This is a genomic window from Streptomyces sp. NPDC050703 (assembly GCF_040654435.1).
Taxonomy (GTDB): Bacteria; Actinomycetota; Actinomycetes; order Streptomycetales; family Streptomycetaceae; genus Streptomyces.
The window spans coordinates 20895-45826 of the sequence record NZ_JBFAHX010000052.1; the positions used below are offsets into that span (position 1 = coordinate 20895).

At 72.5% G+C, this 24932-nt stretch carries 19 protein-coding genes and 1 pseudogene; 15 read left to right on the forward strand and 5 right to left on the reverse strand.

The window, feature by feature from the left end:
* Positions 1-36: 36 nt before the first annotated feature.
* From AB0I16_RS31495 to AB0I16_RS31505, 3 genes are all read left to right on the forward strand, one after another.
* A complete protein-coding gene (locus tag AB0I16_RS31495; RefSeq protein WP_363253060.1) occupies positions 37-906 on the forward strand; it encodes a LysR family transcriptional regulator in 870 nt (289 codons plus the stop codon).
* Between the two features lie 103 nt (positions 907-1009).
* The gene (locus AB0I16_RS31500; protein WP_363253061.1) at positions 1010-1894 is read left to right on the forward strand and encodes a PDZ domain-containing protein; all 885 of its coding nucleotides are present in this window, start codon (positions 1010-1012) and stop codon (positions 1892-1894) included.
* Positions 1895-2023: 129 nt separating this feature from the next.
* Complete coding sequence (locus AB0I16_RS31505) at positions 2024-3100, forward strand: aminopeptidase P family protein (RefSeq protein ID WP_363253076.1); 1077 nt, start codon at positions 2024-2026, stop codon at positions 3098-3100.
* Positions 3101-3115: 15 nt separating this feature from the next.
* Here the strand turns inward: AB0I16_RS31505 and treZ are convergent, their stop codons facing one another.
* Positions 3116-4870, reverse strand: a complete 1755-nt coding sequence (gene treZ / locus AB0I16_RS31510) for a malto-oligosyltrehalose trehalohydrolase (RefSeq protein WP_363253062.1) — start codon at positions 4868-4870, stop codon at positions 3116-3118.
* 142 nt (positions 4871-5012) lie between these two features.
* Here treZ and AB0I16_RS31515 point away from each other — a divergent pair, with 142 nt between their 5' ends.
* On the forward strand, positions 5013-5564 hold the full coding sequence (locus AB0I16_RS31515; RefSeq protein ID WP_363253063.1) for a DUF1707 and FHA domain-containing protein: 552 nt from the start codon (positions 5013-5015) through the stop codon (positions 5562-5564).
* Here AB0I16_RS31515 and treY read toward each other — a convergent pair.
* Positions 5561-7993, reverse strand: coding sequence for a malto-oligosyltrehalose synthase (gene treY, locus AB0I16_RS31520; RefSeq protein WP_363253064.1), 2433 nt, complete (start codon positions 7991-7993; stop codon positions 5561-5563). The two genes, AB0I16_RS31515 and treY, sit on opposite strands and share 4 nt — an antisense overlap.
* 101 nt (positions 7994-8094) lie before the next feature.
* A complete protein-coding gene (gene glgX / locus AB0I16_RS31525; protein ID WP_363253065.1) occupies positions 8095-10203 on the reverse strand; it encodes a glycogen debranching protein GlgX in 2109 nt (702 codons plus the stop codon).
* A gap of 157 nt (positions 10204-10360) precedes the next feature.
* Between glgX and AB0I16_RS31530 the strand changes: the two genes are divergently transcribed.
* The 4 genes from AB0I16_RS31530 (at position 10361) to AB0I16_RS31545 (ending at position 14706) form a co-directional block, all read left to right on the forward strand.
* A complete protein-coding gene (locus AB0I16_RS31530) occupies positions 10361-11152 on the forward strand; it encodes a Tat pathway signal sequence domain protein (protein ID WP_363253066.1) in 792 nt (263 codons plus the stop codon).
* Positions 11153-11233: 81 nt separating this feature from the next.
* A complete protein-coding gene (locus AB0I16_RS31535) occupies positions 11234-12550 on the forward strand; it encodes a copper amine oxidase (protein ID WP_363253067.1) in 1317 nt (438 codons plus the stop codon).
* Between the two features lie 103 nt (positions 12551-12653).
* The gene (locus AB0I16_RS31540) at positions 12654-13895 is read left to right on the forward strand and encodes an SAV2148 family HEPN domain-containing protein (protein ID WP_363253068.1); all 1242 of its coding nucleotides are present in this window, start codon (positions 12654-12656) and stop codon (positions 13893-13895) included.
* Positions 13896-13998: 103 nt separating this feature from the next.
* The gene (locus AB0I16_RS31545) at positions 13999-14706 is read left to right on the forward strand and encodes a 3'-5' exonuclease (RefSeq protein ID WP_363253069.1); all 708 of its coding nucleotides are present in this window, start codon (positions 13999-14001) and stop codon (positions 14704-14706) included.
* A gap of 33 nt (positions 14707-14739) precedes the next feature.
* Here AB0I16_RS31545 and AB0I16_RS31550 read toward each other — a convergent pair whose 3' ends face one another.
* Positions 14740-15603 (reverse strand): aminoglycoside phosphotransferase family protein, encoded by an 864-nt coding sequence (locus AB0I16_RS31550; RefSeq protein WP_363253070.1) that lies wholly within the window; start codon positions 15601-15603, stop codon positions 14740-14742.
* Between the two features lie 178 nt (positions 15604-15781).
* Between AB0I16_RS31550 and AB0I16_RS31555 the strand changes: the two genes are divergently transcribed.
* From AB0I16_RS31555 to AB0I16_RS31565, 3 genes are read left to right on the forward strand one after another with little or no spacing between them, the layout of a single operon-like run.
* A complete protein-coding gene (locus AB0I16_RS31555) occupies positions 15782-16705 on the forward strand; it encodes a sugar ABC transporter permease (protein ID WP_363253071.1) in 924 nt (307 codons plus the stop codon).
* Positions 16705-17538, forward strand: coding sequence for a carbohydrate ABC transporter permease (locus AB0I16_RS31560; RefSeq protein ID WP_363253077.1), 834 nt, complete (start codon positions 16705-16707; stop codon positions 17536-17538). Before AB0I16_RS31555 ends, AB0I16_RS31560 begins: the two co-directional genes overlap by 1 nt.
* The gene (locus AB0I16_RS31565; RefSeq protein WP_363253072.1) at positions 17538-18848 is read left to right on the forward strand and encodes a sugar ABC transporter substrate-binding protein; all 1311 of its coding nucleotides are present in this window, start codon (positions 17538-17540) and stop codon (positions 18846-18848) included. The genes AB0I16_RS31560 and AB0I16_RS31565 overlap by 1 nt, the downstream gene beginning before the upstream one ends.
* Before the next feature lie 54 nt (positions 18849-18902).
* On the opposite strand, the gene AB0I16_RS31570 is transcribed toward AB0I16_RS31565, so the two are convergent.
* Positions 18903-19946, reverse strand: a complete 1044-nt coding sequence (locus AB0I16_RS31570) for a hypothetical protein (protein ID WP_363253073.1) — start codon at positions 19944-19946, stop codon at positions 18903-18905.
* 291 nt (positions 19947-20237) lie between these two features.
* Between AB0I16_RS31570 and AB0I16_RS31575 the strand changes: the two genes are divergently transcribed.
* The 4 genes and pseudogenes from AB0I16_RS31575 to AB0I16_RS31590 all read left to right on the forward strand — a co-directional run bounded on the left by AB0I16_RS31575 (position 20238) and on the right by AB0I16_RS31590 (position 24786).
* Positions 20238-20711 carry a MarR family winged helix-turn-helix transcriptional regulator gene (locus tag AB0I16_RS31575; RefSeq protein ID WP_363253078.1) on the forward strand — a complete coding sequence of 158 codons (474 nt, stop codon included), beginning with the start codon at positions 20238-20240 and terminating at the stop codon, positions 20709-20711.
* Positions 20675-21962: pseudogene (gene mgt / locus AB0I16_RS31580) on the forward strand (macrolide-inactivating glycosyltransferase). Before AB0I16_RS31575 ends, mgt begins: the two are co-directional and overlap by 37 nt.
* 256 nt (positions 21963-22218) lie before the next feature.
* The gene (locus AB0I16_RS31585; RefSeq protein ID WP_363253074.1) at positions 22219-23268 is read left to right on the forward strand and encodes a CDP-alcohol phosphatidyltransferase family protein; all 1050 of its coding nucleotides are present in this window, start codon (positions 22219-22221) and stop codon (positions 23266-23268) included.
* A 309-nt stretch (positions 23269-23577) separates the two neighbouring features.
* Positions 23578-24786, forward strand: a complete 1209-nt coding sequence (locus AB0I16_RS31590) for a S8 family peptidase (protein WP_363253075.1) — start codon at positions 23578-23580, stop codon at positions 24784-24786.
* Positions 24787-24932: the final 146 nt, after the last annotated feature.

Here is a 24932-nt window from a genome sequence, read left to right on the forward strand (position 1 = left end):
CATCACTGATGCATGCGGTGCGCGATGCTTGCGCCCATGGACCCGCATCTGCTGCGCACCTACGTGACGGTGGCCCGCCTCGCCTCCTTCTCCGAGGCCGCCCGCCACCTCGGCTACACCCAGTCCGCCGTCTCGCAGCACATCGCCGCCCTGGAGCAGGACCTCGGAACCGCCCTGCTCACCCGCCGCCCCGTGGCGCCGACCGCCGCGGGCGCCCGGCTCCTGGAACACGCGGGCCCCCTCCTGCTGCGCCTCGACGCGGCGCGCGCCGAGGTCGTCCGCGTCGCGGCCACCCCCGCGCAGGGCGTCACCCTCGCCGTCACCGCGACCGCGCTCGACCGCCGCACGGCCGGGGAACTGCCGCACGCGGGCGTGGCCCTGACCGTGCTGCCCCGCGCCGAGGTCCCCGCGGCCGTCGCGAGCGGCGCCGCCGACCTCGGCCTGATCGACGGCCTCGCCGCGCCCAGCGACCCGCTGAGCCTCCCCGACGTCGCGCCGCTCACCGCGCGCGGCATCGCCGAGGAACCCGTGGCCGTCCTGCTCCCCGAGGACCACCCCCTCGCCGGCCGCCACGGTCTGCGCCTCGGCGACCTCGTCGACGCCCGCTGGCTCGACGCCCCCGGCGCCGCCCTGCCCCTGGACCGGCTCCGCACCGCCAACGGCTCGGCGGGCTTCCGGCCCGCCCTCCGCTACGACGGCACCGACCTGCGCACCCTCGCCACCCTGGCCGCCGCGGGCCACGGCCTGGCCCTGCTGCCGCTCTCGGCCGCCCGCGAGGCGCCGGGCACGGTCGCCGTCCCCCTGACGGCACCGCGCGTCGTCCACCGCACCGAGCTGCTGCACGCGGGCACCCTGCGCGGGGCCGCGGCCGACCTCGCGGCACGCCTCGACGTCACCCGTTCGTGAGGCGTCACCACGGGGGCGCGCCGGGTAGGGCTGTGCCCGGAGGCGAGCCATGGAGCACAGCGCGTTGAGACCCAAGCCGATGCCGGGACAGGAACCTTCCGGCGTGGACTCGGGTGCGGGTACCGGCAGCGCTGCCGGGACCGGTACGGCCACGGGTACCGGCAGCGGTACCAGCACCCGTACGGCCACCGGCACGCCCGCGTCCCGGAGCCGTGACGCCGCCCGCGGGCGGCGCCGCCGCGGGCGCCCCGTGACCGTGCTGCGCGGTCTGGCCTTCGCCGTCCTGCTGGTCCTCTGCGGGGTCGGCATCGGCACCGTCGGGGCCACGGTCATCGGGCTCGGCGGACCGGGGGAGACATGGGGGGCGCCGGCCTCCGGCGGCCTCGGGAAGGCCGTGGGGGAGAAGGCGGGGCCGAAGGGGGCCGGGGCCGTGGGCACCGAGGCCGTGAGCGACGCGGCCCGGGCCGCCGCCCGGAAGCCGAAAGCGCCGCGAACCTCCCGGGTCCCGCAGTCCCCGCAGCCTCCGTACGCCCGGCGGGCCCAGACGGCACCGCGAGCCCTCCGGAACCCGCACACTCCGCAGCCCCGCCCCACCCTCCGAACCCCGCACTCCCACAAGGCCCACAAGGCCCCTAAGGCGTACAAGGCCCCCGAGACCGCCGAGGCCCCTCGGTCCCCCCGAGCCCGGCAGCCCCGGCAGGCCCCCTCGCTCCCCGCCCGCACCGCGACCCTCGGCGTCGAAGTCGTGGACGCGCCCCGCGGCCCCGGCGCCCTCGTCGTCGGCGTGCACGTGCCGGGGCCCGGCCACAGCGCGGGCCTCGTACGCGGGGACACCCTGCTCGCCCTCGGCAGGTCCCGCATCGGCTCCGCGGCCGGACTGGCCGCGGGGGTCGCCGCCCTGCGGCCGGGCAGGGCGGTGGCCCTGACGGTCCGCCACGCCACGGGGGAACGGCAGGTGCTGCTGGTCAGGCCGGGTGTCGTGACCTGACCCGGCGCCCGTGCGGCACACCGGCTCGCGGGCGTGGGCGACAGCGGGCAGGATGCCGGCGTGGACACCGACAAGCACCTCACGGACAGCTCTCCCGAGCCCTTCACCGCCGACGACTACGAGGCCCGCATGGAGCGCGCCGCCGCCGCGGCGGCCGACGCCGGACTCGCGGGCGTCCTCGTCGCCCCCGGCCCCGACCTCGACTGGCTCACCGGCTACCGGCCGACGGCCGCCACCGAGCGCCTGACCCTCCTCGTCCTCGCCGCGGGGCAGGACCCCGTCCTCGTCGTACCGGCCCTTGAGGCCCCGGACGCCGCACGGGCCGTGGGAGCCCCCGCGCTGACGCTGCGGGACTGGACCGACGGCAAGGACCCGTACGCCGTCACCGCGCCGCTCCTCGACGCGTCGGGCCGCTTCGGGGTGAGCGACAACGCCTGGGCCATGCACCTGCTCGGCTTCCAGAAGGCGCTGCCCGCCACGTCGTACGTGTCCCTCACGGAGGTGCTGCCGATGCTCCGCGCGGTCAAGGACGACGCGGAGCTGCGGCGCCTCGCGGCGGCGGGCGCGGCGGCCGACGCGGCGTACGAGGAGATCCGGAAGGTTCCCTTCGCGGGCCGGAAGGAGACCGACGTGGCCGCCGATCTGGCGGAGCTGCTGCGGCGGTTCGGGCACTCCCAGGTCGACTTCACCGTCGTGGGTTCGGGGCCCAACGGCGCCAACCCGCACCACGAGGCGGGCGAGCGCGTCATCAGGGACGGCGACATGGTCGTCCTCGACTTCGGCGGCCTCCTGCACGGCTACGGCTCGGACACCTCCCGCACGGTCCACGTGGGCGAGCCGACCGAGGAGGAGCGCCGCGTCCACGACATCGTGCGCGAGGCGCAGGCCGCCGGGTGCGCGGCGGTGCGGCCGGGCGCGGCGTGCCAGGACGTGGACCGTGCGGCCCGCGCCGTGATCGACGACGCGGGATACGGCGCGTACTTCATCCACCGCACGGGCCACGGCATCGGCGTCACGACCCATGAACCGCCCTACATGATCGAGGGCGAACGGCAGCCGCTCGTCCCCGGCATGTGCTTCTCCGTGGAGCCCGGCATCTATCTGCCGGGCCGCTTCGGGGTGCGCATCGAGGACATCGTGACCGTCACGGCCGACGGCGGGCGGCGCCTGAACACCACCGCCCGCGAGATGGCGGTCGTCGGCTGAGCCCGCGGGCCCCGGCTAGACGGCCGCGAGGACCGCGCACGACTCCCCGGGCAGCCGGAACACGCCGTCCGCGCCCGGGGCCTCGACCGGCTCCCAGGCGGCGAGCACACGCGCGTGGTTGCCGCGCAGCGGGACCGCGACGGCCTCCTTGCCGAGGTTCACGACGACCAGCAGGTCACCGCGCCGGCCCGCGAACCAGCGGGCCTCCTCGTCGTACGCGACCCGCACCGACGCCAGGTCGGGATCGGTGAGGTCGCCGCGGGCGGCCCGCAGGGCGATCAGCTCCCTGTGCCAGGCCAGCAGCCGCGCGTGGTCGCCGCCCTCCGGTTCCGACCAGTCGAGGCAGGACCGGTCGCGCGTCGCCGGGTCCTGCGGGTCGGGGATGTCCTCCGCGGCCCAGCCGTGCTCGGCGAACTCCCTGCGCCTGCCCTGCCGTACGGCCTCGGCGAGGTCGGGGTCGGTGTGGTCCGTGAAGAACTGCCACGGTGTCGAGGCGCCCCACTCCTCGCCCATGAACAGCATGGGCGTGAAGGGGCTCGTGAGCGTGAGCGCCGCCGCGCAGGCGAGCAGCCCGGGGGAGAGGGAGGCGGAGAGCCTGTCGCCTTGCGCCCGGTTGCCGATCTGGTCGTGCGTCTGCGCGTACCCGAGCAGGCGGTACGCGGGTGTCCGCGCCCGGTCCAGGGGGCGGCCGTGCGCGCGCCCGCGGAACGACGAGTACGTGCCGTCGTGGAAGAAGCCGCGCGTCAGCGTCTTGCCGAGCGCCGCGAGGGGGGCCCGCGCGAAGTCCGCGTAGTACCCCTGCGCCTCGCCGGTCAGCGCGGTGTGCAGCGCGTGGTGGAAGTCGTCGTTCCACTGGGCGTGCAGGCCGAGGCCGCCGCTCGCGCGCGGGGTGATGAGCCGGGGGTCGCCGAGGTCCGACTCGGCGATCAGGGACAGCGGCCTGCCCAGCTCGTCGGCCAGCGCGTCGACCGCCGCGGACAGCTCCTCCAGGAAGTGGCACGCGCGCGTGTCCGCGAGCGCGTGCACCGCGTCGAGCCGCAGCCCGTCGATCCGGTAGTCGCGCAGCCAGGCGAGCGCGCTGCCGACGAGATACGCCCGCACCTCGTCGGAGCCGGGCGCGTCCAGGTTGACCGCCGCGCCCCACGGCGTCTGATGGGTCTGTGTGAAGTACGGTCCGAAGGCGGGCAGATGGTTGCCCGAGGGGCCCAGGTGGTTGTGCACGACGTCCAGGACCACGCCGAGCCCGTGCGCGTGCGCCGCGTCGACGAAACGCTTCAGCGCCTCGGGGCCGCCGTACGGCTCGTGCACCGCCCAGAGCGACACCCCGTCGTAGCCCCAGCCGTGGCGCCCGGGGAACGGGCACAGCGGCATCAGTTCCACATGGGTGACGCCGAGTTCCGCGAGGTGCCCGAGGCGGTCCGCCGCCGCGTCGAGCGTCCCCTCGGGCGTGAACGTGCCCACGTGCAGCTCGTACAGGACCGCGGCCCGCACGCCGCGCCCCGCCCACGGCGTCCGCCACGCGTACCGGTCGTGGTCGACGACCGCGCTCAGGCCGTCGGGTCCGTCGGGCTGCCGCCGCGAACGCGGGTCGGGCAGCGTCGGGCCGCCGTCCAGCGAGAACCCGTACCGTGTCCCGTCGACGGCGTCGGCCGCGTCGACCTCGGCCGACCACCAGCCCGCGCGGCCCGGCACGCGCTCCATCGTCCGCGCGGCACCCGCGCACTCCAGCACGGCCTGTCCGGCCTCCGGCGCCCACACCTCGAACCTCACCGACGTTCCCCCTCGTCCGCTGTCCGACACACCTGGGTCCCATGGTGCGTCAGAAGTCCCTGCTCCGTGGGCCGAAGTGATCGATCGGCCGCCGCCCGGCCCATTCTGGACACCCGGGGCGGCGTTGCCCGACAATCGGCGGGTGACATCCTCTTTCGAGTTCTCCACGTCCCCCGCGCGGGTGACGGACGTCGAGCGGGACCGGGCGCTCGACGCACTCAAGGAGGGCGCGGCCACCGGCCGACTCTCGCACGACACCTTCGTGCGCCGCATGGAGCTGGTGCTCGCCGCCCGGAGGCCCGACGAACTGGCCGCTCTCACCGCCGACCTGCGGACCGAGAAGCCCTGGGCACGCCGGGTGCTCGGCGGCGTCGAGGCCGTCTCCGGGTTCACGGTGAAGCTGCGCAGGGCCTGGCAGGCCGAGCGCTTGCCCAAGCTGCTCCTGCCCTGCGCCGAGGCCCCGCGCCCCCTGCTCATCGGCAGGGAGCCGGCCAACGGACTGCGGCTCAGCCACGACACGGTCTCCCGGTACCACGCCGAGCTGCGACGGCAGGGCGGCATGTGGGTGCTGCGCGACCTCGGCTCGACCAACGGCACCTCCGTCAACGGCCGCAGGGTGATCGGCGCCGCCGTCGTCAGGGACGGCGACCAGGTCAGCTTCGGCCAGATGAGCTTCCGGCTCGCCGCCGACTAGTCGGTCTCCGCCCGTTCGAGCAGCGCCACCGGCGACTGGGCGAACAGCTCCGCCACGCGCACGTGGCCCTCGAAGACGCGCTCGGGGACGAGCAGATCGGTCCACCGCCCGGCCGGCAGCGGCAGCTCCGTCTCCCGCCAGCCGCCGGCCTCCGCGAGCCGCAGGGAGAGCCGTGTCGCCGCCGCCACGACCTGCCCGGAGCGTGCGAACGCCACGCAGTGCGGGGCGCCGGGGCCCTCGGCCGTCAGCGGCTCGTACGTCGCGGCCCCGCCGAAGAGCCCGGGGCGCCGCCCGCGCAGCCGCAGGACCGCCGCCGTCAGCGCCGTCTTCTCCTCGGAGAGGTCGCGGCGCTCCCGGTCCGTGTCGAGCCGTTCGAGGACGTGCGGCCGGAAGCACGCGGGACGCCGGTTGTCGGGGTCGACGAGGGCGCGGTACTCGCCCTCCGTGCCCTGGTACACGTCCGGCACGCCGGGTGCGGCCAGGTGCAGCAGGGCCGCGCCGAGCACGTTGGCCCGTACGTGCGCGTCCAGTCCGCGCGTGAACGAGGCGACCGCGTTCAGCGGCGGTCCGCAGGGACCCGCGTCCACGAACGCCTCCACCGCCTTCTCGTACGCCTCGTCGGGCTCGGTCCAGCTGGTGTGGAGACCCGCCTCGCGCACGTGCTTGAGCAGCGCGTCCCGCAGCCGCGTGTCGTACGGGATGCCGAATCCCACCGAGGTCTGCCAGGCCGCCCACGCGAGCTGCGGGTCCGGCGCGCCCGTCCCGCCCGCCCGCGCCGTCCGCTCGGTCAGCGCGGCCAGCAGGTCCGCCCAGCGCCCGGGGCACTGCGTGAGCACCGAGATGCCCGCCCGCACGTCCGCGCTCCGCTTGGTGTCGTGCGTGGTGAGGACCGTGCCCGAGTAGGGCCAGTCGCGCTGCACGCGCGCGAAGTACCCGTGGAACTCCTCCACGGAGACCGCGGGCCGCTCCGGCGCCCCGCCCACCTCCGCCGCGGAGAGCAGCGGCGCGTGCCGGTAGAACGCGGTGTCCTCCAGGGCCTTCGCCCGCAGCGCCGACGCGACCTGCGCGAACCGCGCGCGGAACCCCGCCACCGCCTCCCGCGCCCGGCCGTCCGCCCCGCCGGCGCGGCCGAGCGCCAGGTCCCGTACGACCGTGACCGTCTCCGCCTCCTGCGGCACGGTGAAGGCCGCCCGCGCCTCGTCCGCCGCCCGCTCGGTGAGCACGGTCTCCGGGGCGGCGCCTCCGGAGACGTAGGGCCGGTAGACCGGAAGGCGGACGAGCAGTTCCCTGAGCGCCGTCCGGATCGCCCAGGGCGCGTGGTCGCGCAGCGCCGGGTCGGCCGCGCAGATCGCGGCGGCCTCGCGCGTGAGGCGGTCCACCTCGGCGGCCAGTTCGCGCGTGACGACCTTGTACGCGGCGCGGCGCGCCGTGGCCTCCCACTCGCCGCCCCGGTCGGCGGGCGGCGCGGCGAAGCGCCGGTACTGGCCGAGCAGCTCGCCCGCGCCCGCCGGATCGGTGAGGACGCCGTCCAGGTGGCGCAGCGCGTCGTACCCGGTGGTGCCCGCGACCGGCCAGGCGGCGGGCAGGTGCTCCCCGTCGGCGAGGATCTTCTCGACGACCGTCCAGCGCCCGCCGGTCGCCTCGTGCAGCCGCTGGAGGTACGCTCCCGGGTCGGCGAGGCCGTCCGGGTGGTCGATCCGCAGGCCCTCGACGACGCCGTCGCGCAGCAGCTCCAGGATCTTGGCGTGCGTCGCCTCGAACACGTCGGGATGTTCGACGCGTACGCCGATGAGGTCGGAGATGGTGAAGAAGCGCCGGTAGTTGATCTCCGTACGGGCGAGGCGCCACCAGGCGAGGCGGTACCACTGGGCGTCGAGCAGTTCCGGCAGCGGAAGTCCCGCGGTGCCCTCCCGGATGGGGAACGCGTGTTCGTGGTAGCGCAGGACGTCGCCCTCGACCCGCAGGGCCCCCAGCTCGTCCCCGAGCCTGCCCCCGAGCACCGGCAGCAGCACGCGCCCGCCCCCGGCCTCCCAGTCGATGTCGAACCAGTGCGCGTACGCCGACCCCGGGCCCTGCCGCAGCACCTCCCAGAGGGCGCGGTTGTGCCGCGGTAAGGCGGCCATGTGGTTCGGCACGATGTCCACCACCAGGCCGAGGCCGGCCTCGCGGGCCGTGCGCGCCAGGGCCCGCAGCCCCTCCTCGCCGCCCAGCTCCTCGCGCACGCGCGCGTGGTCCACGACGTCGTAGCCGTGCGTCGAACCGGGCACCGCTTCGAGGACCGGGGACAGGTGCAGGTGCGAGACGCCGAGGGAGGCGAGGTAGGGGACGGCCGCCTCCGCGGCGGCGAACGGGAAGTCCGGCTGGAGCTGGAGCCGGTACGTCGCGGTCGGCGGGGGCGGCACCGCGGGGCCGGAGGGCACAGGGGTCATGCGGAAGTACGTACCCGCCCGGACGGCATTCGTGTCATCCGCTCCCGCCGGTCACCCGCTTCGGCGCGACCGGCGGCCCGGTCCCTCGGCCCTCGCGGCCCTCACGCCGGCCGCTGGAGCACCGTGAGGCTCCGGTCCATCAGCGTCAGGCGGTCGCCCGCCCGCACCTTGCGGCCCGCGTCCGGCTCGACGCCCTCTTCGAGCGCCGTGTCGACCACGACCTGCCACTGCCGCCCGTGGTTGACGGGAACGACGAAGCCCAGGGGGTCCGGCGAGGCGTTGAACATCAGCAGGAACGAGTCGTCGGTGATCCGCTCACCGCGCGGCCCCGGCTCCGAGATGGCGTTGCCGTTCATGAACACACTCAGCGCACGCGTGTGCGAGGCGTTCCAGTCGCTCTCCTCCATCTCCTCGCCCTCCGGGGTGAACCAGGCGATGTCGGACAGCTCGTCACGCGTGCCCTGGACGGGACGGCCGTGGAAGAACCGGCGCCTGCGGAAGACGGGATGGTCACGCCGGAGCATGGCCATCGCGCGCGTGAAGGCCAGGAGCGAGGTCTCCTCGTCCGGCCAGCGCACCCACGCCACTTCGTTGTCCTGGCAGTAGGCGTTGTTGTTGCCGCCCTGGGTGCGGGCGAACTCGTCCCCGTGGCTGAGCATCGGCACGCCCTGGGAGAGCATCAGCGTGGCGACGAAGTTGCGCATCTGCCGCTCGCGCAGGGCCAGCACGCCCGGATCGTCGGTCTCGCCCTCGGCACCGCAGTTCCAGGACCGGTTGTGGCTCTCGCCGTCCTGGTTGTCCTCGCCGTTGGCCTCGTTGTGCTTGCCGTTGTACGAGACGAGGTCGTGCAGGGTGAACCCGTCGTGGCAGGTGGTGAAGTTGATGGACGCCAGGGGCCGCCGCCCGTCGTCCTGGTAGAGGTCGGAGGAGCCGGTGAGCCGGGACGCGAACTCCGCGAGGGTGCGCGGCTCGCCCCGCCACAGGTCGCGCACGGTGTCGCGGTACATGCCGTTCCACTCGGTCCACAGCGGCGGGAAGTTGCCCACCTGGTACCCGCCCTCGCCGACGTCCCACGGCTCGGCGATCAGCTTCACCTGGCTGACGATCGGGTCCTGCTGCACGAGGTCGAAGAACGACGAGAGCCGGTCCACCTCGTGGAACTGCCGGGCCAGCGTCGCCGCGAGGTCGAAGCGGAAGCCGTCCACGTGCATGTCGGTGACCCAGTGCCGCAGCGAGTCCATGATCATCTGGAGTACGTGCGGCGACCGCATGAGGAGCGAGTTGCCCGTCCCCGTGGTGTCCATGTAGTAGCGGGGGTCGTCGGTGAGGCGGTAGTACGAGGCGTTGTCCAGGCCCTTGTAGGAGAGCGTGGGCCCAAGGTGGTTGCCCTCGGCGGTGTGGTTGTAGACGACGTCGAGGATCACCTCGATGCCCGCCTCGTGCAGCGCCTTCACGGCCTGCTTGAACTCCAGGACCTGCTCGCCCCGGTCGCCCCAGGAGGCGTACGCGTTGTGCGGGGCGAAGAAGCCGATGGTGTTGTAGCCCCAGTAGTTGTTCAGGCCCATGTCGACCAGGCGGTGGTCGTTCACGAACTGGTGGACCGGCATCAGTTCGAGGGCGGTCACACCGAGGCCGGTGAGGTGCTCGACGATCGCCGGGTGGCCCAGCGCCGCGTACGAGCCGCGCAGGTCGTCGGGGAGGTCGGGGTGCAGCATCGTGAGGCCCTTGACGTGGGCCTCGTAGATCACGGTCTGGTGGTACGGGGTGCGGGGCGGCCGGTCGTCACCCCAGTCGAAGTACGGGTTGACCACCACCGACGTCATCATGTGCGGCGCCGAGTCCAGGTCGTTGCGCTTGTCGGGGTCGTCGAAGTGGTAGCCGTACACCTCCTCGCCCCAGTCGATGTGCCCGCTCACCGCGCGCGCGTAGGGGTCGAGCAGCAGCTTCGCGGAGTTGCAGCGGTGCCCCTGTCCGGGTTCGTAGGGGCCGTGTACGCGGAAGCCGTAGCGCTGCCCCGGCATGATGCCCGGGAGATAGGCATGCCGTACGAACGCGTCGGACTCGCGCAGCTCGATGGCCGTCTCCGAGCCGTCGTCGTGCAGCAGACACAGCTCCACTCGCTCCGCGGCCTCGGAGAAGACCGCGAAGTTCGTGCCGGCTCCGTCGTACGCGGCACCTAAGGGGTACGCCTGTCCAGGCCAGACCTGCATGCAAAGACTCTTTCACTCACGCCCCCTCGGGTCGGGGCCACATTGGCCAGAGTCTGCCCAAAAGTGGGGCAACCACCGCCTTGTTCAACCCGTCTAACCCCCTGACCACATACTCGGCATGCCCAAAAATGGGGCGCCAGGGGAGTAGGGGGAGTAAGTGCGCGAAACAGTCAGACGCCACCTCGGAAAGGTGGTGGCGGGCGCGGCGGTAGCGGCGGCCGGCACCGCCGTGCTGGTGGGCGTCGCGCTGCCCGGATCGGGGGCGGGCGAGTCGGGGGGCCGCCAGGCCAACGCCGCGGCGCAGGAGCAGGACGCCATCGCGAGGAACGGTGTCGTCGAGGAGGCGCCCGAAGAGGGCGCCAGGGGCGTCGGCAGCGACCCGCTGACCGACGAGGAGATCGAGCGGGCCGAGAAGGTGTCGGTGTCGGCACCGATGCGTTCGAGCGCCCGGGACGTCGAGGGGGACCGCGGCCCGCAGCTGCTGTCCACGAACCTCAGCGAGCCGGACCCGGCCAACACCGGCGCGGCGGCGCAGCGCAAGGCCGAAGTCGTCTACTACGACTACAAGACGGACGCGGTCATCACCAAGACGGTCAATCTGGAGACCGGCAAGGTGGACGACACGACGACCGCCCAGAACGTGCAGCCGCCGCCCAGCCAGGAGGAGCTCGCCGAGGGCGCACGGCTGCTCATCGCCGACCCGCTCGGCAAGGGCCTGAAGAAGGACTTCAAGCACGCCACCGGCAAGGCGCTCACGGGCCCGGGCCAGCTCGAACTGAGCGGCATGGTCTTCCGCAAGGAGACCGTCGAGCGCGTGCCCGACAAGCTGGCGGAGTGCGGCAAGCACCGCTGCCTCCAGGTCGTCACCAAGGTCAAGAGCGGCCCCTGGATCGACACCAGGTCCCTCGTCGTGGACCTGAGCACCGGCACGGTCGGCCGCCTCGGCTGACCCGGCCGCGCGGCACGGCAGCCGTGTCCGCGCCCGCCACCACACTCGTCTTTCTCCTCGTACGAGGGAGTTCACTCCGCAATGCACGTCAACAGACTTTCGCGCGCCCGCGGCCGGGCCGGCATGGCCGTCGCGGTCTCCGCGCTGATCGGCGGCGCCCTGAGCGCCACCACACCCGCATCCGCCGCACCGCAGGCGCCCAGCGCCCCGACCGCGGCGGCCGACTGCAGTGACGCCTACAAGATCGAGCAGACCCTCGACGGCGGCACGACCTGGCGCATGTGCTGGCACTACAACACGCTCTCCGGGCTGATACTCGACAAGGTCAGCTACCAGCCCAAGGGCGAGCCCAAGCCGATACCCGTCCTGACCAGCGCCCGCCTCGCCCAGGTGCACGTCCCCTACGACGACGGCGAGGCCGAGTACGACGACGTCACCGGCACCGACTTCGGCCAGGCCCTGCAGAACCTCAAGACCAGCGAGTGCCCCGGCGGCACCATCAAGACCGTCAAGGTCCCGCACCGCGGTGACGTCAAGGGCCTGTGCACCACCACACGCGCGCGTGGCCACGCCTACCGCCTGAACGACGACCAGAGCACCGGCGGCACCGGCAAGGTCTACACGGGCCAGGGCAAGGACCTGCTCGTCTACACCGTCAACAAGGCCTCCTGGTACGAGTACATCACCGAGTGGCGCTTCTCCTCCGACGGCACGATCACCTCCAACGTGGGCGCGACCGGCAGCCTCTCGCCGTACGACTACGACGGCGGCGACAGCCGCGGCTGGCCCATCGGCAAGGGCGACCAGGCCAAGGCCGAGAGCCACGCCCACAACGTCTTCTGGCGGCTGAACTTCGGCCTCGACGGCTCCCCGAAGGCCAAGGTCGAGCAGTACGACTCCAAGGTCACCCCGCCCACCGGCCAGGGCAGCCCCAAGACGAAGACCACCCGCACCAAGGTCACCAAGGAGCTCGCGGGCGACCGCAAGGACATGCGCTGGTGGCGCGTGGTCAGCGGCGCGGGCAAGAACAAGGACGGCCACCCCAGGTCGTACGAGATCGTGCCGGGAGCCAGCAACAAGCACGCGGGCCGCGAGTTCACCAAGCACGACGTGTACTTCACGCAGTACAAGAAGTGCGAGCAGTACGCGAGCAACAACCCCGGCTGCGCGAACTCCGCGCCCACCAGCGTCGACAAGTGGGTCAACGGCCAGACGATGACGCACCCCGTGACCTGGGTGCACATCGGCTTCCACCACATCGCGCGCGACGAGGACCAGCAGCCGATGCCGGTCCACTGGCAGGGCTTCTCGCTGGCCGCGCGCGACGTCACCGCCATGAGCCCGCTCACTCCGCAGGACCTCGCGGGCCAGAACGGTCAGCCGCCCCTCGGCGGTTGACGGGCCACACTGCCCATCGGGCTGCACCGCCCGCCGCTCCCGGAGTACCCTTCCTTGATCGTTGACCGGGGGAGTGTGCGGGGAGCGGAAGGCAGGTGCACGGGTGAGCTCGGGTGGGCGGGAGCTGCCCCCAGGTGACGAGGGTCACGAGGGGGGCTCCGCGGACGTACCCGCCGGAGCGGTGTCACTGGCACGGCCGATGGAGACGGCGTCCCAGATAGGTCCGGAGCTGGAGTGGGACGCCGACGCCTGGCGCGAGGTCCGTACGCGCGCCCAGCGCGCCGGGCGTGCCTACATCTGGCTGAATCTGGTGGAACAGCGGCTGCGCGCGGTCGTGGCCGCTGTTCTGCGCCCGGTCTACGAACCGGTGCACGCCGACGACTGGGTCGTCGCCGCCGCCGGGCCGGCCGGGCAGGAGTGGGTCCAGCGGGCGGTCGCCGTGCGCGAGGTGAGCCGCCGCAAGGGGTACCTGCTCGACCCCGCCGACGACAACGTCCTCAGCTTCCTGACACTGCCCCAGCTGCGCGAGCTGATGGTGCAGCACTGGCCGTGCTTCGAGCCGTACCTCGACGAGCGGCGCGACGTCGAGCTGGCGCTCGACGAGCTGGAGGTCACCCGCAACGTCGTCTCGCGCAACCGCGCGCTCTCCGAGGCGGTCCTCGCCCAGGCCGAGCGCGCCTCCGCCAGGCTGCTCGACATCCTCGGCGCGGGCACCGACACGCCCTCCGCGCGGCGCCTGCCCGTCGACGCCGTCGAGGACCTGGTGGGCGACCGGTACGCGGACGTGGTCGCCGTCCATCCCGACCGGGTGCGGCTGCTGCGGCAGTTCCCCGCGGAGGACATCTTCGGCGGTGCCCGCCGCCTCGACGCCATCGGGATCGGCCTCAACCTCCTCGCGCAGAACTTCTCCGGGCGCCGTCTCGTCAGGCTCGCCGACTCGGGCTGCCGGGCGCGGCTGCTCTTCCTCAACCCGGCGAGCAGCGCGGTCAAGCGCCGCGAGCGGGAACTGGGCATCAAAAGGGGTGAGTTGAGCCGCACGGTCGAGATGAACATCCTGCACATGCGCCGGGTCAGGGCGCGCCTGCGGGACCCCGGTGCCTTCGAGATCCAGGTCTTCGACGAGACGCCGCGCTTCACCGCGTACCTGGTCGACGGGGACGGTTCGGACGGCATAGCCGTCGTCCAGTCGTACTTGCGCAGGACGCGGGGGATGGAGGCGCCGGTGCTCGTGCTGCGCGGCGGGGGCCGGGTGGTGAAGTCGGACGATCCGGGCGAAGGCGGCCTTTTCGCTACCTACCGGGAGGAGTTCGAACTGGCGTGGGCGGACTCGCGTCCGGTGTCGTGAACGGGGGTGCGGCGGGCTGAGCGGAACGTGGTCCTCCCGTTGTCAGTGGTGCATGCGATCGTTGTGGTCACTGGGGGAAAGCACCACGAAGAAGGGGGCGGCCATGGGCTGGCACCAAGAGCTGATGGTCGGGTTCGACCTGGAGACCACAGGCACAGATCCGGCCGAGTCGCGCATCGTCACCGCGGCGGTGGTCGAGCTCAAGGCCGGTGAGACGCTGGGGCACCGCACCTGGCTCGCGGACCCGGGCGTTCCGATACCGGCCGACGCGGTGGCCGTGCACGGCATCACCGATGAACGCGCGGCGGCCGACGGCAGACCCGCCGACGAGGTGGCGGGAGCGGTGGCCGACGTCCTCACGTCGTACTGGCTGTCGGGCGTCCCGGTCGTGGCGTACAACGCGGTCTTCGACCTGAGCCTGCTCTCCGCCGAGCTGCGGAGGCATGGCCTGCCATCCCTGAGCGAGCGCCTCGGCGGCGCCGAGCCGGGCCCGGTCATCGACCCGTACACGATCGACCGCCGCGCGGACCGCTACCGCAGGGGCAAGCGGAACCTGGAAGCGGTCTGCACGGAGTACGGCGTGGTCCTCGAAACGGCCCACGACGCCCTGGCCGACGCCCTCGCGGCGGTCCGCCTGGCCCGCGCGATAGCCGGCCGCCACCCCAAGATCGCCACACTCGGCCCGGCGGAGCTGCACCGCCGCCAGACCGAGTGGTACGCGGAGTGGGCGGCGGACTTCCAGACCTTCCTGCGCGGCAAGGGCAACGCGGACGCCGTGGTGGACGGGGTGTGGCCCCTGCGGGAGGGCTGAGGCGGCCGTTCGGCCGCGCCGGTTGCGCCCGGCTCAGAAGGGGTACCAGCGGACCTCGGGGTCGCCGTCCCTGAGGGAGGCCACCCGCCGGCGGAACTCCGCCAGGGCCCCGGGGTTGGCGGGCGCGTGCTGGGCCACCCAGGCGCAGCTCGCGGTCTCGCGGGCCCCGCGCAGGACGGCACACCCGTCCCACTCGCGCACGTCCCAGCCGTACGTCGACACGAAGCCGTCGTAGGCCCCGGCCGGGAGGCCGTAGCGGTCGCGGGAGAGCGCCATGACGACCAGGTCGTGCTCGCGCAGGTCGAAGGAGAAGGTCTCCAGGTCCACGAGTACGGGGCCGTCGGGGCCGAGAAGGACGTTGCGGGGCAGCGCGTCGCCGTGGATCGGGCCCGGGGGGAGGTGCGGGGTCAGCGCGGCGGCGGCGGTGGCGAAGCCGTCCCTGCGCTGCCGGAGGTAGTCCGCGTCGGCCGGGTCGATGGCGTCGCCCGCGAGCCGCAGCCAGCGCTCGACACCACCGAGCAGTTCGCGGCGGGGCAGATCGAAGGAGGGGGGTTCGAGGGCGTGTACGAGACGGATGAGCGCGGCCACGTCACGCGGCTCCGCGGGGCGCACGGCCTCCGGGAGCCGGTGCCAGACCGTGACCGGATGGCCGTCCACGAGGCGGGCCTCGCCTTCGGCGGCGCGCACGGCGGGGACGCCGGCCTGTTCGAGCCACCGGGCGACGGCGAGTTCCCGCCGGGCCCGGTCGAGCAGCTCGGGGGAGGCGCGCCCGACCTTGACGACGAGCTGCCCGGCGGCGAACACCGCGTTCTCGCCGAGGGCGATCAGCTCGGCCCCACCCGCCGGAACCCCCAGAGCCGCCGCGTCCAGCACGTACCGCGCCCGCGCCTCGTCCATCCCATGCCTCCCGCATCCGTCACCCGATCACCCGGATCGCCGACAGTCTCGCATTCGCACTGGCCAAGGCGTGTGCGCGGGCCGTGCAGCCGCTTGACGTATCAAGATCACATCAGCACGATGACGGGGGCCGCCAGGGCGGCCGGACCCGCACCAGCCGCCCAAAGGAGCCGATCCCGTGACATTGGCGACCGCAACGAAGCGGTCAGCGAGAGGCGCGCAGCGATCCGGACGGCCGGACCACGGCGCGTGGTTCCTCGTGCTGCCCGCGCTGATCCCGATCCTCGTCCTCAGCGTCGGCCCGCTCCTCTACGGCATCGCCCTGGCCTTCACCGACTCCCAGTCGGGCCGCACGGAGCCCACCCAGTGGATCGGCGCGCTCAACTTCCGGGACCTGCTGCACGACACGCTGTTCTGGGACTCGTTCCGGATCGGCCTGCTGTGGGCGTTCGGCGTCACCGTGCCGCAGTTCCTCCTCGCGCTCGGCCTCGCCCTGCTGCTCAACCAGCCGCTGCGGATGCGCTGGCTGGCGCGGGCGCTCGCGATCATCCCGTGGGCGATGCCCGAGGTCGTCGTCGGCATCATGTGGCGGCTCGTCTACCACCCGGACGCCGGCGTCCTCAACGAAACGCTCTCCGGCCTCGGCCTCGGGGACGGCGAGGACTGGCTGACCGGTACGGCCACCGCGCTCCTCGCCGTGATCGTCGTCGGCATCTGGGCGGGCATGCCGCAGACCACCGTCGCCCTGCTCGCCGGGCTCCAGAACACCCCGCGCGAGCTGCACGAGGCCGCGGCGATGGACGGTGCGGGGGCCTGGCGCCGGTTCCGCACCGTCACCTGGCCCGCGATCAGGCCGATCGCCCTCGCCATCACCGCGCTGAACTTCATCTGGAACTTCAACTCCTTCGCCCTGGTCTACGTCCTCACCCAGGGCGGCCCCGGCGGCCGTACCCGCCTGCCCATGCTCTTCGCCTACGAAGAGGCCTTCCGCTACGGCCAGTTCGGGTACGCCGCGGCCATGGGCTGCGTCATGGTCGCCGTGATCTCCGTGATCCTCGCCTGCTATCTGGCGGGCCGTCTGAAGGGAGGCGACGAGGCATGATGCGCACGAAGAAGAGCACGCGCGCCGCGCAGTACGCGGCGCTCGCCGCCTATCTCGTCTTCCTGGCCTTCCCGTTCCTCTGGCTGATCTCCACGGCGTTCAAGCCGGCACGGGAGCTGGGCAGCCTCCACCCCACGTGGGTCCCGGAGGACCCGACCCTGGAGAACTTCCGCCAGGCCTTCGACGAGCAGCCGCTGCTGCGGGCCGCGGGCAACTCCCTGGTCGCGGCGCTCAGCGCGGCCCTGATCGCGGTCGTCATCGCGACCCCGATGGCGTACGTCATGGCGCGGCACCGCAACCGCCTCGCGAAGGCGGCCACCGGCTGGGTGGTGATCAGCCAGGCGTTCCCGTTCGTCCTGATCATCATCCCGCTCTTCCTGATCCTGAAGAACCTGCACCTGATCAACTCACTGCTCGGCCTGGTCCTGGTCTACGTGGTGTGGTCGCTGCCCTTCGCGCTGTGGATGCTCGTGGGATACGTCAGGGCGGTGCCCGCCGAGCTCGAAGAGGCGGCGGCGGTGGACGGCGCGAGCAGGGCGCGGACGTTCGTCTCGGTCGTCGCACCGCTCCTCGCGCCCGGCATCGTGGCCACGGCGATGTTCGCCTTCATCACCGCGTGGAACGAGTTCTTCTTCGCGCTCGTCCTGCTCAAGACCCCGGAGAAGCAGACGTTGCCGGTCATCCTCAACCGCTTCATCGGCGCGGAGGGCGTCGCGGACCTCGGCCCGCTCGCCGCGGCGGCCTTCCTCGCGACCATCCCCTCGCTCGTCATCTTCGCGATCATCCAGAAGCGGATCACGGGCGGCATGCTGGCCGGGGCGGTGAAGGCCTGATGCGCACCCCGCGGTTCCGCCTCCGCCGCGGCCGGCTCCTCGGCGCCGCCACCGCGCTCACCCTGCTGCTCGCCGGCTGCAGCGGCGACCCGGGCGAGGACGACGGCCGGATCACCCTCCAGTTCCAGTCCCTGGCCTGGCAGAAGGAGTCCGTCGACGCCAACAAGGCACTCGTCGACGAGTGGAACGCCACGCACCCCGACGTCAGGGTCGAGTACGTCCAAGGCAGCTGGGACAGCGTCCACGACCAGCTCCTCACCTCCTTCGAGGGCGGCGAGGCGCCGGACATCATCCACGACGCCTCGGACGACCTCGCCGACTTCGCGTACGGCGGCTATCTCGCGGACCTCGGCGACCTCCTCCCCGAACGCCTGAAGTCCGACATCCCCGAGCGGAGCTGGGAGACGACGACGTTCGGCGGGAAGGTCTACGGCGTGCCCTTCCTCCAGGAGCCGCGCGTCCTGATCGCCGACGCGAAGTGGCTGAAGAGGTCGGGCGTACGGATTCCGACCCCCGAGAAGCCGTGGAGCTGGGAGGAGTTCCGGCGCGTCACCGCCCGGCTCGGCGACGGCGACGACGGGAAGTACGGCGTCGCCTGGCCGCTGAAGGAGCCGGTCTCCGCGACGCTCAACCTCTCCCTGTCGGCGGGCGGCCGGATGTTCCACCGCGGCGAGGACGGCAAGGTCGACATCCGCTTCGGCAAGGCCGACGCGGTCATGCCGCGCACGGTGCATGACCAGGTGAACACCGACAAGAGCGCGTCGGGCGCCACCCTCGGCATGGGCGGCTCCGACACGCTCCCGGGCTTCTTCGGCGGCAAGTACGCGATGGTCCCGCTCGGCTTCTCGTACCGCCAGCAGATCGCCCAGCAGGCGCCCGAGGGCTTCGACTGGCAGGTGCTGCCCGCGCCCGCGGGGCCCGGGGGCCTCGCGCAGGGCGTCAGCCCCCAGACGCTGTCCGTGGCGGAGGACAGCCCGCACAAGAAGGAGGCGGCCGCGTTCATCGACTTCTTCCTCCAGCCGCCGAACATGGTGAAGCTGGCGCGCGGCGACTGGATGCTGCCGACCGGCGAGGAGGCGCTGAAGGACCCGGCGCTGCACACGGAGAAGGACGGCTGGGCCACGGGCACGGCCCTGGCCGGACATCTGCGCCCGGCCCCCGCCCAGGCGGTGCGCGGCTACCCGGAGTGGAAGGACAAGGTGGCCACCCCGGCGCTCCAGGAGTACTACAGCGGCGCGATCGACCTGGCGGAGCTGCGCGACCGCCTGGTGGAGGACGGGAACAGGGTGCTGGCGCGGTACCAGCGCTAGGTCCGGGGGCCGGTGGCCGGGGGCCGGGTCCTCCGTGTGATGACCCGGCCGACGTCAGACGGCGACCGACTCCTCCATCTCCTCCTCGGCGGTGGGCTCGGGGGCCGGTGCCACGCGGCGGCGCCGTTCCCACAGGGCGGCGACGGCGACGACCAGGAGGCCCGCGAGGAGCCAGGCGGTCAGCGTCCACACGTGGGCGGGGAGGCCGTGGCCGCCGAAGTAGAGGTGGGCGCGGATGCCCTCGACGAAACCGGCGCCGTTCCAGAAGGAGTGCAGCGCGCCGAAGAAGCCGTTCTGCAGTTCGGGGCGGAAGAGGCCGCCGGACGTGGTGAAGTTCAGCATCACGAAGAGCACCATCATCGTCAGCGTGGTCCAGCGCTTCAGGAACGTGTGCAGGCCCACGCCGATGAAGAGGACCCCGGCCGAGTAGAGCCAGGCCATCGCCCACACGCCCCAGAGGCCGTGGTGCGCCAGGTGGAAGATCGGCCCCGCGAGCGCCGCGCCGATCAGGCTGACGGCGAAGGAGACCCCGACGACGAGGCCCGCGCGGGCCCGCATCCGCAGCCCCGCGCCCGCGGCGCCGAGTACGGCCACGGAGGCGTAGGAGCCGATGCTCACGGCGACGAGCAGGAAGAACAGGCCCTGGCCCGTGGGGTCGTCGGCGACCGGCTTCGCCACATCGGTGACCTTCAGCGGTACGCCCCGCTCCGCCGCGAGCGGCGTGAAGATCTTCTGCACCGCCATGGCGCTCATGTCGGAGCCCGCCGAGGCCACGACGAGCTCGGGGGACTTCGCGCCGGGAATGTAGGCGCCCGCTATGTCCAGCGACTTCAGCGCGTCCACGGCCGCCCCGCGGTCGGGCAGCGTACGCACGTCGAGTGCGTCGCCCGCCGCCTCGCGGACGCCCTGCGCGACGGAGTCGGCCGCGGGGCCCGATCCGACGACCGCGACCGGCAGGTGGTTCGGCTCCGGGGTGACGAAGGCACCCATGTAGGCGAGGCCCATGCCGAGGCACATGAGCAGGGGCGTGACCAGGTGGAGGAGGACGTGGCGCAGGGTGGCGCGCGGTCCGGGGGCGGGTTCCGCGGTGGCGGACATGGGCGTTCTCCGGTTGCTCGGGCGGGGTGTGAGGGGGCGCGGAGCCGTGGGGCCCGCGGGTCGGCGGCTCGGCGAGTCGACAGTAGTTGGTATATGCAACTCACTGCGATGTTGTACTCTACAACCATCCACGGGAAGGGTGAAATCGTGACCGAGCGAGACAGTTCAGCGGCCGGCTCCTCGGCCACCGGCCCGGCCGGCTCCTCGCCTGCCGCCCCCGCCGCGTCCGCGCGGGGTGGCGGCGCGCCCGCCGCGCCCCGCGACACCGCCATCGAGACCATTCAGCGCGAGATGACCGCCTTCGCGCGCCGGGCCCGCGCCACCGCCGCGCGGATGCATCCCGAGCTGTCGCTCGTCTCGTTCACGCTCCTCGGGCACCTGGAGTTCCAGGGCGGCTGCCGGGCCACGGACCTGGCCGCGCACTACACGCTGGACAAGTCGACGATCAGCAGGCAGGTCGGTGCCCTGGAGAAGGCCGGGCTCGTCGAGCGGCGGCGTGACCCCGCGGACCACCGCGTACACGTGCTGCACCTCACCGAGCGGGGCAACGAAGTCCTCGCCCAGGTCGGCAACGCCCGGCGGATCGCGTTCCGGGAGCGGCTCGCCGAGTGGAGCGAGTCGGATCTGTCGCGGTTCGCGGAGTACCTGTCGCGCTACAACGAGACCGCGACCGCCGACGGGGGGTCGCCCGACCTCGTCGGCGGCGGCAGCAGCGGCAGCGGGGGCGAATGGCGTCGCGTCCAGCAGGCCGAGGACGAGGCGTGAAAGTGTTGCACGATACGTATCGTCTCGTCTAAGCTCCGGGGTATGACCACACCACGGCCCGCCCATATCGCCATGTTCTCCATCGCCGCGCACGGGCACGTGAACCCGAGCCTCGAAGTCATCCGTGAACTCGTCGCCCGCGGGCACCGCGTCACGTACGCCATTCCGCACGTCTTCGCGGACAAGGTGGCCGAGACCGGCGCCGAGCCCCGGCCGTACACCACGACGCTGCCCTCGCCGGACGACGACCCGGAGGCCTGGGGCACCGAACTGATCGACAACATCGAGCCGTTCCTCGACGACGCCGTCCAGGTCCTGCCGGAGCTGGCCCGCGCGTACGAGGGGGACGAGCCCGATCTCGTCCTGCACGACATCACCTCCTACCCCGCGCGCGTCCTCGCCCGCCGCTGGGGCGTCCCCGAGATCTCGCTCTCGCCGAACCTCGTCGCCTGGGAGGGGTACGAGGAAGAGGTCGCCGAGCCGATGTACGCGGAGCTGAAGACGAGCGAGCGCGGACGGGCCTACTACGCGCGCTTCACCGCGTGGCTCGCCGAGAACGGGATCGACCAGCACCCCGACCCCTTCGTCGGCCGGCCGCCGCGGTCCCTCGTGCTGATCCCCAAGGCGCTCCAGCCGCACGCGGACCGGGTCGACGAGAGCGTCCACACGTTCGTCGGCGCCTGTCAGGGCGACCGGGCCGCGCAGGGCGACTGGGAGCGGCCCGCCGGTGCCGAGAAGGTGCTGCTCGTCTCGCTCGGCTCCGCCTTCACCAAGCAGCCCGGCTTCTACCGCGAGTGCGTCGAGGCGTTCGGGGGGCTGCCCGGCTGGCACGTGGTGCTCCAGGTGGGCAAGCACGTGGACGCGGGTGACCTGGGCGAGGTGCCGCAGAACATCGAGGTACGTGACTGGGTGCCGCAGCTCGCGGTCCTGAAGAAGGCCGACGCCTTCATCACGCACGCCGGTGCGGGCGGCAGCCAGGAAGGGCTCGCCACCGCCACCCCGATGGTCGCCGTACCGCAGGCGGTGGATCAGTTCGGCAACGCCGACATGCTGCAGGGGCTCGGTGTCGCCCGGCACCTGCCGATGGCGGAGGCGGACGCGAAGGCGCTGCGCGAGGCGGTGCTCGCGCTGGTCGACGACCCCGAGGTGGCGCGCAGGCTGGCGGAGATCCAGGCGTCCATGGCGGGCGAGGGCGGCACGGGGCGGGCGGCCGATCTCATCGAGGCGGAACTGGCCGGGGCGCGGGCGTGATGGAGTGTGACGGCGCGTCACCCGGTCGTCCCACGGGGGTGATCGGGCCCGCTGGTTCCCCTTTTGATGTAACGCTCAGTGTAGCTTTTCGGTAACGCTCGGGTAACGTGCCCGTGCTCTGGCGGGGCCATTGACTCGTCCTGAAAGGAGGACCGTTACCCCCGGTTGAAGGTTGCACGGAAGCGATCTTGTCCCTTGGGTGAACCCCTCCCTAGCGTGAGGTGAACTCTCGCCGAACGCCAGGAAGTTGACCCCCATGCGCCGAGACATACCGCCCCTCGCAGAGGTGCGCCGCATCACCGAGAAGAAGCGTGACGCGTGGTGGACCGTGCTGCTCGTCGACCCGGTCGCCACGCCGCTCGTACGGTTCACCGCGATGCGCACGAACATCACGCCCAACCAGATCACGTGGGGCGCGTTCCTGCTGGGGCTCGGCTCCGCCGCGTGCTTCGCGTTCGGCGACTGGCAGTGGCTGGTTCTCGGTGCCGTCGTCTACCACTTCAGCTTCGTCCTCGACTGCATGGACGGCAAGGTCGCCCGGCTCACCGGCCAGGGTTCCGTCTTCGGCGCCTGGCTCGACTTCGTCTTCGACCGCATCCGCGTCATGGTGTGCGGCGTCGCCCTGATGGGCGGCCAGTACGAGCGCACCGGCGAGACCTCCTACATCTGGCTCGCGCTCGCCGTCGTGGGGCTCGACACCCTGCGGTACATCAACTCCCTGGAGATCTTCAAGATCCGGCACACCATGCGCAAGCAGATCAAGACGCGCATGCGGGCCGCGCGGCGGGCGCGGAACGAGGCGGAGCTGGCCTTCATGGAGGACCTGCTGCGGGACAACCCCCAGGCGGACATCGAGCAGGACCTCCAGAGGGCGCGCGGCGAGGCCCCGTACGCCCTCCCGGCCCAGGCCGGAGCCGGGGCCGAAGCCGAAGCCGAAGCCGAAGCCGGAGCCGGAGCCGGGGCCGGGAGCGAGGGGGAGGGGGAGGCGTCGACGGCCGCCGCTCCCAAGGCGCAGGTCATCGACCTGCACCAGGAGTTCCGGCGCAAGTTCCCGCTCTACCTCCGGGCGCGCTCCTTCCTGCTCCGTCACCGCATCCGGGCGCACCTCGTCAGCGGCATCGAGTTCCAGATGGGCGTCTTCATGATCGGCCCGCTCTTCGACGCGGTGATGCCCGCGACCATCGTGTCCGGCGCGCTCCTGCTCGTCTTCGAGCTCGCCATCATCTACAAGCTGCTGCTGTCGACGAGGGACTTCACGCGGACGATCGACTCCTTCGAGGAGGAGCGGGTCTCCGCCACGGTGTGACACGGGAACCGCCTCCCCGTGCGGCCGGAAAGTGGGCGGCGCGGGGCCCGGGTTGGGGCGGTTCGGCCTCTGGATGTCCGTTCCCGTGCAACAGATCCCGTTTGTTATTACAGAACCTTGTTGAACAAGTCACAGGTGCTTGAAGGTATTGATCTGCGCGCGTCAATCCGTCAGGGTTTCGTCCCAACACCCGGAGATCTTCCGGGCCGCGAGGGCTGTCGCGGCGACTTTGTCGCCATGTCCCGCCCCTCGCGCGACAGCTGAATACCCCCCACATCCCCCCACAGCACCACGAGGAGACCCCTCTTCATGGCAACTCACAAGCGCGCCCGCTCGCTGAAGCTCACGGCCGCGACAGCCACCACCGCCACCGCGATCGGCGTCACGGTCTTCGCCACCTCGTTCGCCGGTGCGGCCACCCCCGCCGAGGGCAAGGTGTACGGCCTCGACGCCAAGGGCGCCGTCGCCGGCAGCTACATCGTGATGATGGACGAGAAGGCCGACAAGGGCGACAAGTCCGAGCTGGCGCAGGAGTACGGCGGCGAGCTGAAGCGCAACTACTCGTCCGCGATCAACGGCTTCTCCGCCAAGGGCCTGAGCGAGACCGAGGCCAAGCGCCTGGCCGCCGACCCGGCCGTCGGCAAGGTCGTCCAGTCGAAGAAGTTCACCATCGACGCCACCCAGGACAGCCCGCCGTCGTGGGGCCTCGACCGCATCGACCAGGCGGACACCGCGGGCGACACCAAGTACACCTACCCCGACGCCGCCGGTGAGGGCGCCACCGCGTACGTCATCGACACCGGTGTCCGCGTCAGCCACAAGGACTTCGGCGGCCGTGCCACCTCCGGCTTCGACGCCGTCGACAACGATGACAACGCCGACGACGGCAACGGCCACGGCACGCACGTCGCCGGCACCATCGCCGGTGAGGCGCACGGTGTCGCCAAGAAGGCGAAGATCGTCGCCGTGCGCGTCCTCGACGACCAGGGTTCGGGCACGACCGAGCAGGTCGTCGCGGGCATCGACTGGGTCACCAAGAACCACCAGGGCCCCTCCGTCGCCAACATGAGCCTCGGCGGCGGCGCCGACGAGGCCCTCGACGCGGCCGTGCAGAAGGCCATCGCCTCGGGCGTCACCTTCGCGGTGGCGGCCGGCAACGAGTCGACCGACGCCTCGCAGGGCTCCCCGGCCCGCGTCAAGGAGGCCATCACGGTCGCCTCCTCCACCAAGGACGACGAGCAGTCCGACTTCTCCAACTACGGCGACGTCGTCGACATCTACGCCCCGGGCTCGGACATCACGTCCGCCTGGAACACCGGTGATGACGCCACCAACACCATCTCCGGTACGTCGATGGCGACCCCGCACGTCGTGGGCGCTGCCGCGATCTACGTCGCCGCCCACCCGGACGCCAAGCCCGCGGACGTGGCCACGGCCCTGACCGGCGGTGCGACGCCCGACAAGATCTCCAACCCGAGCGAGGGCACGCCCAACAAGCTCCTGAAGGTCGTCGAGTAGTCCTCGCCGCCCTTCCCCCGAACCGCGGTCGCCGTGCCCACCCCCACGGGGCGTCTCGCTCTCCACCCAGTCCCGGGCCCCACGGATGCGGATCAACAGTTCGTCGGCGTCCACAGGTTGCGTCATGCCCGACATATACCCTGGGA

What these genes read in the sequence shown, in the direction of transcription:
- AB0I16_RS31550 (WP_363253070.1), bottom strand. Translation starts at nt 15,603, where the DNA reads ATGGACGAGGCGCGGGCGCGGTACGTGCTGGACGCGGCGGCTCTGGGG.
- AB0I16_RS31565 (WP_363253072.1), top strand. Translation starts at nt 17,538, where the DNA reads ATGCGCACCCCGCGGTTCCGCCTCCGCCGCGGCCGGCTCCTCGGCGCC.
- AB0I16_RS31590 (WP_363253075.1), top strand. Translation starts at nt 23,578, where the DNA reads ATGGCAACTCACAAGCGCGCCCGCTCGCTGAAGCTCACGGCCGCGACA.
- AB0I16_RS31570 (WP_363253073.1), bottom strand. Translation starts at nt 19,946, where the DNA reads ATGTCCGCCACCGCGGAACCCGCCCCCGGACCGCGCGCCACCCTGCGC.
- AB0I16_RS31585 (WP_363253074.1), top strand. Translation starts at nt 22,219, where the DNA reads ATGCGCCGAGACATACCGCCCCTCGCAGAGGTGCGCCGCATCACCGAG.
- AB0I16_RS31495 (WP_363253060.1), top strand. Translation starts at nt 37, where the DNA reads ATGGACCCGCATCTGCTGCGCACCTACGTGACGGTGGCCCGCCTCGCC.
- glgX (WP_363253065.1), bottom strand. Translation starts at nt 10,203, where the DNA reads ATGCAGGTCTGGCCTGGACAGGCGTACCCCTTAGGTGCCGCGTACGAC.
- AB0I16_RS31545 (WP_363253069.1), top strand. Translation starts at nt 13,999, where the DNA reads ATGGGCTGGCACCAAGAGCTGATGGTCGGGTTCGACCTGGAGACCACA.
- AB0I16_RS31575 (WP_363253078.1), top strand. Translation starts at nt 20,238, where the DNA reads ATGACCGCCTTCGCGCGCCGGGCCCGCGCCACCGCCGCGCGGATGCAT.
- AB0I16_RS31560 (WP_363253077.1), top strand. Translation starts at nt 16,705, where the DNA reads ATGCGCACGAAGAAGAGCACGCGCGCCGCGCAGTACGCGGCGCTCGCC.
- AB0I16_RS31505 (WP_363253076.1), top strand. Translation starts at nt 2,024, where the DNA reads ATGGAGCGCGCCGCCGCCGCGGCGGCCGACGCCGGACTCGCGGGCGTC.
- treY (WP_363253064.1), bottom strand. Translation starts at nt 7,993, where the DNA reads ATGACCCCTGTGCCCTCCGGCCCCGCGGTGCCGCCCCCGCCGACCGCG.
- AB0I16_RS31535 (WP_363253067.1), top strand. Translation starts at nt 11,234, where the DNA reads ATGCACGTCAACAGACTTTCGCGCGCCCGCGGCCGGGCCGGCATGGCC.